At 60.7% G+C, this 12,028-nt stretch carries 9 protein-coding genes; all 9 read left to right on the top strand.

The features are described from left to right. Window positions 1-161: 161 nt before the first annotated feature. Window positions 162-899 (top strand): secretin N-terminal domain-containing protein, encoded by a 738-nt coding sequence (locus BT199_RS03870; RefSeq protein WP_072433928.1) that lies wholly within the window; start codon window positions 162-164, stop codon window positions 897-899. Between the two features lie 493 nt (window positions 900-1,392). After that, the gene (aceA, locus tag BT199_RS03865; protein ID WP_003174717.1) at window positions 1,393-2,718 is read left to right on the top strand and encodes an isocitrate lyase; all 1,326 of its coding nucleotides are present in this window, start codon (window positions 1,393-1,395) and stop codon (window positions 2,716-2,718) included. A 643-nt stretch (window positions 2,719-3,361) separates the two neighbouring features. After that, window positions 3,362-3,775 carry an NADH-quinone oxidoreductase subunit A gene (locus BT199_RS03860; RefSeq protein WP_003192109.1) on the top strand — a complete coding sequence of 138 codons (414 nt, stop codon included), beginning with the start codon at window positions 3,362-3,364 and terminating at the stop codon, window positions 3,773-3,775. A gap of 10 nt (window positions 3,776-3,785) precedes the next feature. Continuing rightward, window positions 3,786-4,460: a NuoB/complex I 20 kDa subunit family protein gene (locus BT199_RS03855; protein WP_003174719.1), complete on the top strand. Its 675-nt coding sequence runs from the start codon at window positions 3,786-3,788 to the stop codon at window positions 4,458-4,460. Window positions 4,461-4,531: 71 nt separating this feature from the next. Further along, on the top strand, window positions 4,532-6,316 hold the full coding sequence (gene nuoC, locus BT199_RS03850) for an NADH-quinone oxidoreductase subunit C/D (protein WP_005789116.1): 1,785 nt from the start codon (window positions 4,532-4,534) through the stop codon (window positions 6,314-6,316). Window positions 6,317-6,318: 2 nt separating this feature from the next. Beyond that, window positions 6,319-6,816: an NADH-quinone oxidoreductase subunit NuoE gene (gene nuoE / locus BT199_RS03845; protein WP_003232080.1), complete on the top strand. Its 498-nt coding sequence runs from the start codon at window positions 6,319-6,321 to the stop codon at window positions 6,814-6,816. Continuing rightward, on the top strand, window positions 6,813-8,168 hold the full coding sequence (gene nuoF, locus BT199_RS03840; protein WP_005789119.1) for an NADH-quinone oxidoreductase subunit NuoF: 1,356 nt from the start codon (window positions 6,813-6,815) through the stop codon (window positions 8,166-8,168). Before nuoE ends, nuoF begins: the two co-directional genes overlap by 4 nt. Window positions 8,169-8,303: 135 nt before the next feature. Continuing rightward, window positions 8,304-11,018: an NADH-quinone oxidoreductase subunit NuoG gene (nuoG, locus tag BT199_RS03835; protein WP_072433926.1), complete on the top strand. Its 2,715-nt coding sequence runs from the start codon at window positions 8,304-8,306 to the stop codon at window positions 11,016-11,018. Next, window positions 11,015-12,022, top strand: coding sequence for an NADH-quinone oxidoreductase subunit NuoH (nuoH, locus tag BT199_RS03830; RefSeq protein ID WP_003174724.1), 1,008 nt, complete (start codon window positions 11,015-11,017; stop codon window positions 12,020-12,022). The genes nuoG and nuoH overlap by 4 nt, the downstream gene beginning before the upstream one ends. Window positions 12,023-12,028 lie beyond the last annotated feature (6 nt).

Below are 12,028 nucleotides of genomic sequence, written 5' to 3'. Positions count from 1 at the left end.
TACTCGGTCAAGTGTGGGAGCTGGCTTGCCTGCGATAGCGATTTCAGCAACACCACAAATGCCCTGCCTCCCAGGGCATTTTGCCGTCTACGATTCAACTTGCGCCCTGCCAGGCCGACAAACTGGCACTATCAAGCAAATGACTCGCAGAGATAACGGACATGTCCCTACGCACCCTGCTCACCGCCCTCGTGATGACCGTCAGCGCTTGCGCCATGGCCGCCACTGAAGTTGTCAATCTGAACAACCGCACCAGCGCCGACCTGCTGCCCGTGGCGCAGAACTTCATTGGCAAGGACGGCACCGTCAGCGCCTACGGCAACCAGCTTATCGTTAACGCTGAGCCCGCCAGGATCGAGGGCTTGCGCGCACTGCTCGGCCAATTGGATACACCGGCCAAACGCCTGCTGATCACCGTCGATACCAACGAGAACAACCAACAGAACAGCGGTGACAGCCAGACCCGCATCATCAGCTACGGCACTGCCAGCCGCGACGGTGGCGTGCAGCAGATCCAGGCCAGCGAAGGCGTGCCTGCGCTGATCCAGGTCGGCCAGAGCGTACCGCTGACCACCACGCAACAGGACAGCTACGGCCGTCTGCAAAACCAGACCCAGTATCGCAACGTCACCCAGGGCTTTTACGTGACCGCCAGCGTCACCGGCGAGACCGTACACCTGGCCATCAGTACCAACCGTGACCGCATGAGCCAGGAACGTCCCGATGTAGTGAACGTGCAAAGCACCGACACAACTGTCAGCGGCCGCCTGGGCGAATGGATTCCCCTGGCCGGCATCAATCGTGAAACCCAGGCGGACAAGTCCTCTAGAACCCGCAGCTACTCTACTCAGGGCCGCGATGACCTGACTTTACGGGTCAAGGTCGACACCCTGAACTGAAGCACCGAAAACTGACTGGCAAGTCGCATTAGACTAAAGATGTAGTGCCGGAAAAAAAGCACTACAAAACATTTGACGAGCCAAAAAAGCATGGGCATGATGGCCTCGCTCCCGCTAATCAGGGGCCCTGGCAAGGGCCTTCGGATCGCCGCTCTAAGCTACCCACCTGAGCCGATTCGTGTCTGTACCGCCCACAAGGTGTGTTTGACGTTGGTTGCGACTGGAACGAAGTTGTCCCGAGGGACGGAAGCTAACCAGGTAACCCGGCTACACACTGATGGATCGTACAAAGGCCCACGACGCCCGAAGACCGTTCGCAGTTTGCCCTTACCTGCTCAACTCCCCCTTGAGCCCCATCGTTCATCCCGTCGCCTACCTCCGTCAGATTTGACTTGAACACCAAAGCTTCTGGTCAGCGAGCAATCCTACCCAGGCAACGAATGCCGGGCTGGCAAACGGATACTTCAAACAAGACGCGACGAGGTTTTTCCCCATGGCACTGACACGCGAACAGCAAATTGCAGCCCTTGAAAAAGACTGGGCTGAAAACCCACGCTGGAAAGGCGTGACCCGCGCTTATTCCGCTGCTGACGTCGTCCGCCTGCGTGGCTCGGTCCAACCTGAGCACACCTTCGCAAAACTCGGCGCCGAGAAGCTGTGGAACCTGGTCACTCAGGGTGCCAAGCCTTCTTTCCGTCCCGACAAAGATTTCGTCAACTGCATGGGCGCCCTCACTGGCGGCCAGGCAGTCCAGCAGGTAAAAGCCGGTATCCAGGCGATCTACCTGTCCGGTTGGCAAGTGGCAGCGGACAACAACTCCGCTGAATCCATGTACCCCGACCAATCGCTGTACCCGGTGGACTCGGTGCCAACCGTGGTCAAGCGCATCAACAACTCGTTCCGTCGTGCCGACCAGATCCAGTGGAAAGCCGGCAAGAACCCAGGCGATGAAGGCTACATCGACTACTTCGCGCCAATCGTGGCAGACGCCGAAGCCGGTTTCGGTGGCGTACTCAATGCCTACGAGCTGATGAAGAGCATGATCGAGGCAGGCGCTGCCGGCGTGCACTTCGAAGACCAGCTGGCTTCGGTGAAAAAATGCGGCCACATGGGTGGCAAGGTACTGGTACCGACCCAGGAAGCTGTACAGAAGCTGACCGCCGCTCGCCTGGCCGCTGACGTTGCCGGTACACCGACCATCATCCTGGCCCGTACCGACGCCAACGCGGCAGACTTGCTGACCTCGGACTGCGACCCGTACGACCAACCATTCGTTACCGGCGAGCGCACCCAGGAAGGCTTCTATAAAGTGCGCGCCGGCCTCGACCAGGCAATCGCCCGTGGCCTGGCCTACGCGCCGTACGCCGATCTGATCTGGTGCGAAACCGCCAAGCCAGACCTGGACGAAGCACGCCGCTTTGCCGAAGCGATCAAGAAGGAATACCCGGACCAACTGCTGTCCTACAACTGCTCGCCTTCCTTCAACTGGAAGAAGAACCTGGACGACGCGACCATCGCCAAGTTCCAGCGTGAGCTGTCGGCCATGGGCTACAAGCACCAGTTCATCACCCTGGCCGGTATCCACAACATGTGGCACAGCATGTTCAACCTGGCGCACGACTACGCCCGCAACGACATGACCGCCTACGTGAAGCTGCAGGAGCAGGAATTCGCAGACGCCGCCAAAGGCTACACCTTCGTGGCGCACCAGCAGGAAGTGGGCACCGGCTACTTCGACGACATGACCACCGTGATCCAGGGCGGCACCTCGTCCGTGACCGCGCTGACCGGTTCGACCGAAGAAGAGCAGTTCCACTAAGTACCGCGTACACGGCCACGGCGGCCCCACGGAAGACCTAACCGCAGTGCCGCGCAACAATCACGCCCCGACTGGTTCGGGGCGTTTTTTTTGCCTAGGAATCACCGAAAATCAAGGGTGGGAGCTGGCTTGCCTGCGATGGCGGTGGGTCAGAGGCAGGTGTTTCAGCTGATCAGCCGCCATCGCAGGCAAGCCAGCTCCTACATTGACCGCCCCCTATCCATAGTTTTTTGCTAAAAACATTGATCCAGAGCGGTATCCGCGCACATCCGATCGGTTAAAAGAACCGTTGCGACAACTAAGCGACACTCAAGCAAGTAACGGTAACTTCCCGCGCCACATGAGAAACACTCGCTTACACCCCACGCAAACAATATTCATTATCATTTAGCGCCTGAAAACTTCGTTACCGCTTAAACAAAACATAATTGATGAAAAGCCCGCTAATGCCCACGCCACAAGGGCTACAGCCCCAAGAAGGTGCACTATGTGCTTATTCCACCGAATAATTTCGCCCTGGGAATTTTACTTGCCCGGTGTTTAGCCATAAAATCACCGCGATTGATTGCAGTGCGACATATCGTCACTGCATCGTTACTTTTTCGAGCTCAGAGACCTTTGCTCTCTGTTAAGGATTTCCAGCATGACCGACGCGACAGGACTCATGGCCCACAACTGGGGCTTTGCCATTTTCCTTCTCGGTGTTGTAGGCCTCTGCGCCTTCATGCTTGGCGTCTCCAGCCTCCTCGGGTCAAAAGCCTGGGGCCGCAGCAAAAACGAACCGTTCGAATCCGGCATGCTACCTACAGGTGGCGCCCGCTTGCGGCTCTCAGCCAAATTCTATCTGGTCGCGATGCTCTTCGTGATCTTCGATATCGAAGCCCTCTTTCTCTTTGCATGGTCTGTGTCCGTCCGCGAAAGCGGCTGGACCGGATTCGTCGAAGCTCTCGTTTTCATAGCAATTCTGTTGGCAGGTCTTGTCTACCTGTTCCGAGTGGGCGCCCTTGACTGGGCTCCGGAAGCTCGTCGCAAGCGGCAAGCGAAGCTGAAACAATGAGGCTTTGGCAATGCAATACAATCTCACCAGGATCGACCCGGATGCTCCTAACGAGCAGTACCCCATCGGCGAACGGGAAACCGTCTCCGACCCGTTAGAAGACCAAGTCCACAAAAACATCTACATGGGCAAGCTGGAAGACGTGCTGAGTGGCGCGGTCAACTGGGGGCGTAAAAACTCCCTGTGGCCGTACAACTTCGGTCTTTCGTGCTGCTACGTGGAAATGACCACCGCCTTCACGGCGCCCCACGACATCGCGCGCTTTGGCGCCGAAGTGATCCGGGCCTCGCCGCGCCAGGCGGATTTCATGGTTATCGCCGGTACCTGCTTCATCAAGATGGCGCCGATCATCCAGCGCCTCTATGAGCAAATGCTCGAACCAAAGTGGGTTATCTCCATGGGTTCGTGCGCCAACTCCGGTGGCATGTACGACATCTACTCGGTCGTTCAAGGGGTGGACAAGTTCCTGCCCGTGGACGTCTACGTGCCTGGCTGCCCGCCCCGTCCCGAAGCGTTCCTGCAAGGCTTGATGCTGTTGCAGGAATCGATTGGCAAGGAGCGTCGCCCACTGTCCTGGGTGGTCGGTGATCAAGGCGTTTATCGCGCCGAGATGCCGTCTCAAAAGGAACAGCGCCGCGAACAGCGAATCGCAGTCACCAACCTGCGCAGCCCCGACGAAGTCTGATCCAGCCCGCTTCTTTTATAGAACGAAAACCTGGCTTCATTCTTTACGTTGACCGAAAGCGATAAAAAACCATGACTACAGGCAGTGCTCTGTACATCCCGCCTTATAAGGCAGACGACCAGGATGTGGTTGTCGAACTCAATAACCGTTTCGGCCCTGACGCCTTCACCGCCCAGGCCACACGCACCGGTATGCCGGTGCTGTGGGTGGCGCGTGCCAGGCTCGTCGAAGTCCTGACCTTCCTGCGCAACCTGCCCAAGCCGTACGTCATGCTCTATGACCTGCATGGCGTGGACGAGCGTCTGCGCACCAAGCGCCAGGGCCTGCCGAGCGGCGCCGATTTCACCGTGTTCTACCACCTGATGTCGCTGGAACGTAACAGCGACGTGATGATCAAGGTCGCCCTGAGCGAGAGCGACCTGAGCATCCCGACCGTGACCGGTATCTGGCCGAACGCCAGCTGGTACGAGCGTGAAGTCTGGGACATGTTCGGCATCGACTTCCCTGGCCACCCGCACCTGACGCGCATCATGATGCCGCCGACCTGGGAAGGTCACCCGCTGCGCAAGGACTTCCCTGCCCGCGCCACCGAATTCGACCCGTACAGCCTCAACCTCGCCAAGCAACAGCTTGAAGAAGAGGCGGCGCGCTTCCGCCCCGAAGACTGGGGCATGAAGCGCTCCGGCACCAACGAGGACTACATGTTCCTCAACCTGGGCCCGAACCACCCTTCGGCCCACGGTGCCTTCCGTATCATCCTGCAACTGGACGGCGAAGAAATCGTCGACTGCGTCCCGGACATCGGCTACCACCACCGTGGCGCCGAGAAGATGGCCGAGCGTCAGTCCTGGCACAGCTTCATCCCGTACACCGACCGTATCGACTACCTCGGCGGCGTGATGAACAACCTGCCGTACGTGCTCTCGGTCGAGAAGCTGGCCGGTATCAAGGTACCGGACCGCGTCGACACCATCCGCATCATGATGGCCGAGTTCTTCCGCATCACCAGCCACCTGCTGTTCCTGGGTACCTATATCCAGGACGTCGGCGCCATGACGCCGGTGTTCTTCACCTTCACCGACCGTCAGCGTGCCTACAAGGTCATCGAAGCCATCACCGGTTTCCGTCTGCACCCGGCCTGGTACCGCATCGGCGGCGTGGCCCACGACCTGCCGAACGGCTGGGAACGCCTGGTCAAGGAATTCATCGACTGGATGCCCAAGCGCCTGGACGAGTACCAGAAAGCCGCGCTGGACAACAGCATCCTCAAGGGCCGCACCATCGGCGTCGCGCAGTACAACACTAAAGAGGCCCTGGAATGGGGCGTCACTGGTGCCGGCCTGCGTTCCACCGGTTGCGACTTCGACCTGCGTAAAGCACGCCCGTACTCCGGCTACGAGAACTTCGAGTTCGAAGTACCGCTGGCGGCCAATGGCGATGCCTACGACCGTTGCATCGTGCGCGTCGAAGAAATGCGCCAGAGCCTGAAGATCATCGAGCAGTGCATGCGCAACATGCCGGCCGGCCCGTACAAGGCGGATCACCCGCTGACCACGCCGCCGCCCAAAGAGCGCACGCTGCAGCACATCGAAACCCTGATCACGCACTTCCTGCAGGTTTCGTGGGGCCCGGTGATGCCGGCCAACGAATCCTTCCAGATGATCGAAGCGACCAAGGGTATCAACAGTTATTACCTGACGAGCGATGGCGGCACCATGAGCTACCGCACCCGGATTCGTACCCCAAGTTTTGCCCACTTGCAGCAGATCCCTTCGGTGATCAAAGGCGAGATGGTCGCGGACTTGATTGCGTACCTGGGTAGTATCGATTTCGTTATGGCCGACGTGGACCGCTAAGCATGAACAGCACGCTTATCCAGACAGACCGTTTCACCTTGAGTGAAACCGAGCGCTCGGCCATCGAGCACGAGCTGCATCACTACGAAGACCCGCGCGCGGCGTCGATCGAAGCCCTGAAGATCGTCCAGAAGGAACGTGGCTGGGTGCCCGACGGCGCCCTCTACGCCATCGGCGAGATCCTCGGCATCCCCGCCAGCGACGTTGAAGGCGTGGCGACGTTCTACAGCCAGATCTTCCGCCAACCGGTGGGCCGCCACATCATTCGTGTGTGCGACAGCATGGTCTGCTACATCGGTGGCCATGAGTCCGTGGTCAGCGAAATCCAGGCCAAGCTGGGCATCGGCCTCGGCCAGACCACCGCCGACGGCCGCTTCACGCTGCTGCCGGTGTGCTGCCTGGGCAACTGCGACAAGGCGCCGGCGTTGATGATCGACGACGACACATTCGGTGACGTACAGCCTGCTGGCGTGACCCAATTGCTCGAGGGCTACCCATGACCCTGACCTCTTTCGGCCCGGCCAACCTGATCAAGCGTTCGGCCGAGACCCACCCGCTGACCTGGCGCTTGCGTGACGACGGCGAGCCGGTATGGCTCGACGAATACCAGGCCAAGAACGGCTACGCCGCTGCGCGCAAAGCTTTCGCCGACATGGCCCAGGACGATATCGTCCAGACCGTGAAAGACGCCGGTCTCAAGGGCCGCGGCGGCGCAGGCTTCCCCACTGGCGTGAAGTGGGGCCTGATGCCCAAGGACGAATCCATCAACATCCGCTACCTGCTGTGCAACGCGGATGAAATGGAGCCCAACACCTGGAAAGACCGCATGCTGATGGAGCAACTGCCCCATCTGCTGATCGAAGGCATGTTGATCAGTGCCCGTGCGCTCAAGACCTACCGTGGCTATATCTTCCTGCGTGGCGAGTACACCACCGCCGCCAAGCACCTCAACCGTGCAGTGGCAGAAGCCAAGGCCGCTGGCCTGTTGGGCAAGAATATCCTCGGTTCCGGTTTTGACTTCGAACTGTTCGTGCACACCGGCGCCGGGCGTTATATCTGCGGTGAAGAGACCGCACTGATCAACTCCCTCGAAGGCCGCCGCGCCAACCCGCGTTCCAAGCCGCCCTTCCCCGCCGCCGTGGGCGTGTGGGGCAAGCCGACGTGTGTGAACAACGTCGAGACCCTGTGCAACGTGCCGGCGATCATCGCCGACGGCGTGGACTGGTACAAATCCCTGGCCCGCGAAGGCAGCGAAGACATGGGCACCAAGCTCATGGGCTTCTCCGGCAAGGTCAAGAACCCTGGCCTGTGGGAACTGCCATTCGGCGTGACCGCACGCGAGCTGTTCGAGGACTACGCCGGCGGTATGCGCGACGGCTACACCTTGAAAGCCTGGCAGCCAGGCGGCGCCGGCACCGGTTTCCTGCTGCCCGAGCACCTGGATGCACAAATGTATGCCGGCGGTATCGGCAAGGTGGGCACCCGGATGGGTACCGGCCTGGCGATGGCGGTCGACAACACCGTGAACATGGTCTCGTTGCTGCGCAACATGGAGCAGTTCTTTGCCCGTGAATCGTGCGGCTTCTGCACCCCATGCCGCGACGGTCTGCCGTGGAGCGTGAAGCTGCTGATGGCCCTGGAAAATGGCGAAGGCCGCGAGGGTGATATCGAAACCCTGCTCGGCCTGGTCGGTTTCCTCGGCCCAGGCAAGACCTTCTGTGCTCACGCACCGGGCGCCGTGGAGCCATTGGGCAGCGCAATCAAATACTTCCGCTCGGAGTTCGAAGCCGGCATCGCGCCCACCAGCGCCGCCGTCCCGCCTCTGGCGAAGCCGATCGTAGTCGGCGCGTAACGCTTAAACAGGCGAAGGGTCCGTGCCCTTCGCCTGCTCATGTGCTGACGCCGTAAAGGCTGTGTAGATGCACATGAATAACAAGATTCCATTAGCCACGCCCGCTGACAACGGGCCAACGAAGAACTTTGAACCATGGCCACTATCCACGTAGACGGCAAAGCGCTCGAAGTCGATGGGGCGGACAACCTGTTACAGGCGTGTCTGTCACTCGGCCTCGACATCCCGTATTTCTGCTGGCACCCCGCGCTTGGTAGCGTCGGTGCCTGTCGCCAGTGTGCGGTCAAGCAATACACCGACGAGAACGACACCCGTGGTCGTATCGTCATGTCCTGCATGACCCCAGCCACCGACAACACCTGGATCTCCATCGACGATGAAGAATCCAAGGCGTTTCGCGCCAGCGTTGTCGAATGGCTGATGACCAACCACCCCCACGACTGCCCGGTCTGTGAGGAAGGCGGTCACTGCCACCTGCAAGACATGACGGTGATGACCGGCCACAACGAGCGCCGTTATCGCTTCACCAAGCGTACCCACCAGAACCAGGACCTCGGCCCGTTCATTTCCCACGAAATGAACCGCTGCATCGCCTGCTACCGCTGCGTGCGCTTCTATAAGGACTACGCCGGCGGCACCGACCTCGGCGTGTTCGGCGCCCACGACAACGTGTACTTCGGTCGCGTTGAAGACGGCGTGCTGGAGAGCGAGTTCTCCGGCAACCTCACCGAGGTCTGCCCGACCGGTGTGTTCACCGACAAGACCCACTCCGAGCGCTACAACCGTAAGTGGGACATGCAATTTGCGCCGAGCATCTGCCATGGCTGCTCCAGCGGTTGCAACATCTCCCCGGGCGAGCGCTACGGTGAGCTGCGTCGTATCGAAAACCGCTTCAACGGTTCGGTCAACCAGTACTTCCTGTGCGACCGTGGCCGTTTCGGCTACGGCTACGTCAACCGCGAAGACCGCCCACGCCAGCCCCTGCTGGCCGATGGCGCCAAGCTGAGCCTGGACGCAGCGCTGGATAAGGCTGCCGACCTGTTGCGCGGGCGCAATATCGTGGGTATCGGTTCGCCACGCGCCAGCCTCGAAAGCAACTTCGCGTTGCGCGAGCTGGTAGGTGCCGAACACTTCTACTGCGGTATCGAAGCCGACGAGCTGGAGCGCATCCGCCTGGTCCTGCAAGTGCTGAACGACAGCCCGCTGCCGGTACCGAACATGCGCGACATCGAAGACCACGATGCGATCTTCGTACTTGGTGAAGACCTGACCCAGACCGCTGCACGCATCGCGCTGTCGCTGCGTCAATCGGTGAAAGGCAAGGCCGAAGAAATGGCCGACGCCATGCGCGTACAGCCTTGGCTCGACGCCGCCGTGAAGAACATCGGCCAGCACGCGCTGAACCCGCTGTTTATCGCTTCCCTGGCTGAAACCAAGCTCGACGACATCGCTGAAGAATGCGTACACGCCGCGCCGGACGACCTGGCGCGCCTCGGTTTCGCCGTGGCCCACGCCCTCGACGCCAGCGCACCCGCCGTTGAAGGCCTGGACGCTGAAGCTGCCGAGTTGGCTCAGCGCATTGCCGACGCCCTGCTGGCGGCCAAGCGCCCGCTGATCATTGCCGGTACCTCGTTGGGTTCCAAAGCGCTGATCGAAGCCGCCGCCAACATCGCCAAGGCCCTGAAGCTGCGCGACAAGAATGGTTCCATCAGCCTGGTGGTGCCGGAAGCCAACAGCCTTGGCCTGGCCATGCTCGGTGGCGAGTCCGTGGACGCGGCGCTGCAAGCGGTTATCGACGGCAACGCCGACGCCATCGTGGTGCTGGAAAACGACCTGTACACCCGCACCGCTGCCGCCAAGGTTGACGCTGCACTGGATGCTGCCAAAGTGCTGATCGTCGCCGACCACCAGAAGACCGCGACCAGCGAGCGTGCCGACCTGGTGCTGCCAGCCGCCACCTTCGCCGAAGGCGACGGTACCCTGGTCAGCCAGGAAGGCCGCGCCCAGCGCTTCTTCCAGGTGTTCGATCCGAAGTACATGGACGCCAGCATCCTGGTGCACGAAGGCTGGCGCTGGCTGCATGCCCTGCGCGCCACCCTGCTGAACCAGCCGATCGACTGGACCCAGCTCGACCACGTGACCGCTGCCACCGCCGCCAGCGCGCCGCAGCTTGCTCGTATCGTCGATGCCGCGCCGTCCGCCGCGTTCCGCATCAAGGGCCTGAAACTGGCACGTGAGCCGCTGCGCTACTCCGGCCGCACCGCCATGCGTGCTGACATCAGCGTGCACGAGCCGCGTACCCCGCAAGACAACGACACCGCGTTTGCCTTCTCCATGGAAGGTTACTCGGGTTCGGCCGAACCGCGTCAGCAGGTGCCATTTGCCTGGTCGCCGGGCTGGAACTCGCCGCAGGCCTGGAACAAGTTCCAGGACGAAGTCGGTGGTCATATCCGCGCTGGCGACCCAGGCACTCGCCTGATCGAAAGCAGCGGTGACTCGCTGAACTGGTTCGCTGCGGTACCGCGTCCGTTCAACCCGGCGCCGGGCACCTGGCAGGTCGTGCCGTTCTTCCACCTGTTCGGCAGCGAAGAGACCTCTTCCAAGGCCGCGCCGGTTCAAGAGCGCATTCCTGCCGCCTATGTGTCCGTGGCCAAGTCCGAAGCCGACCGCCTGGGTGTCAACGACGGCGCGCTACTCAGCCTCAACGTCGCCGGCCAGACCTTGCGTCTGCCGCTGCGTATCAATGACGAGCTGGGTGCCGGCCTGGTTGCACTGCCTAAAGGCATCGCCGGTATTCCGCCTGCCATTTTCGGCAAAACCGTTGACGGTCTGCAGGAGGCAGCGCAATGACTTGGTTCACGCCGGAAGTAATTGACGTGATCATCTCGGTGGTCAAGGCCATCGTGATCCTGTTGGCCGTGGTCGTCGCTGGCGCCCTGCTCAGCTTCGTCGAACGTCGCCTGCTGGGCTGGTGGCAGGACCGTTACGGTCCGAACCGCGTTGGCCCGTTCGGCATGTTCCAGATCGCTGCCGACATGCTGAAAATGTTCTTCAAGGAAGACTGGACCCCGCCGTTTGCCGACAAGGTGATCTTCACCCTGGCACCGGTGGTCGCCATGAGCGCCTTGCTGATTGCGTTTGCGATCATCCCGATCACCCCGACCTGGGGCGTGGCGGACCTGAACATCGGCTTGCTGTTCTTCTTCGCCATGGCCGGTTTGTCGGTATACGCGGTGCTGTTCGCCGGTTGGTCGAGCAACAACAAGTTCGCCCTGCTGGGCAGCTTGCGTGCCTCGGCGCAAACCGTATCCTATGAAGTGTTCATGGGGTTGGCACTGATGGGCATCGTGGTGCAGGTTGGCTCGTTCAACATGCGCGACATCGTCGAGTACCAGGCGCAGAACCTGTGGTTCATCATTCCGCAGTTCTTTGGCTTCTGCACCTTCTTCATCGCTGGCGTGGCCGTGACTCACCGTCACCCGTTCGACCAGCCGGAAGCGGAACAGGAACTGGCCGACGGTTACCACATTGAATATGCCGGCATGAAGTGGGGCATGTTCTTCGTCGGTGAGTACATCGGCATCATCTTGATCTCGGCCCTGCTGGTCACGCTGTTCTTCGGCGGCTGGCACGGTCCGTTTGGCATCCTGCCGCAGTTGGCCTTCTTCTGGTTCTTCCTGAAGACCGCGTTCTTCATCATGCTGTTCATCCTGCTGCGCGCCTCGATTCCGCGCCCGCGTTATGACCAGGTGATGGATTTCAGCTGGAGATTCTGCCTGCCGCTGACCCTGATCAATTTGCTGGTGACGGCTGCCGTCGTGTTGTTGAACACGCCAGCTGCCGCGGTTCAGTGAGGATTT

This window comes from Pseudomonas sp. NFR02, assembly GCF_900119375.1.
Lineage (GTDB): Bacteria > Pseudomonadota > Gammaproteobacteria > Pseudomonadales > Pseudomonadaceae > Aquipseudomonas > Aquipseudomonas paracarnis.
The sequence above is the reverse complement of the archived record's forward strand: the minus strand, read 5'-3'. Positions and strand labels throughout refer to the sequence as shown.

Bases quoted from the DNA above. Each gene is read 5' to 3' on its own strand.
- aceA (WP_003174717.1), top strand. From the start codon at position 1,393: ATGGCACTGACACGCGAACAGCAAATTGCAGCCCTTGAAAAAGACTGG.
- nuoG (WP_072433926.1), top strand. From the start codon at position 8,304: ATGGCCACTATCCACGTAGACGGCAAAGCGCTCGAAGTCGATGGGGCG.
- nuoH (WP_003174724.1), top strand. From the start codon at position 11,015: ATGACTTGGTTCACGCCGGAAGTAATTGACGTGATCATCTCGGTGGTC.
- nuoC (WP_005789116.1), top strand. From the start codon at position 4,532: ATGACTACAGGCAGTGCTCTGTACATCCCGCCTTATAAGGCAGACGAC.
- BT199_RS03870 (WP_072433928.1), top strand. From the start codon at position 162: ATGTCCCTACGCACCCTGCTCACCGCCCTCGTGATGACCGTCAGCGCT.
- BT199_RS03855 (WP_003174719.1), top strand. From the start codon at position 3,786: ATGCAATACAATCTCACCAGGATCGACCCGGATGCTCCTAACGAGCAG.
- BT199_RS03860 (WP_003192109.1), top strand. From the start codon at position 3,362: ATGACCGACGCGACAGGACTCATGGCCCACAACTGGGGCTTTGCCATT.
- nuoE (WP_003232080.1), top strand. From the start codon at position 6,319: ATGAACAGCACGCTTATCCAGACAGACCGTTTCACCTTGAGTGAAACC.
- nuoF (WP_005789119.1), top strand. From the start codon at position 6,813: ATGACCCTGACCTCTTTCGGCCCGGCCAACCTGATCAAGCGTTCGGCC.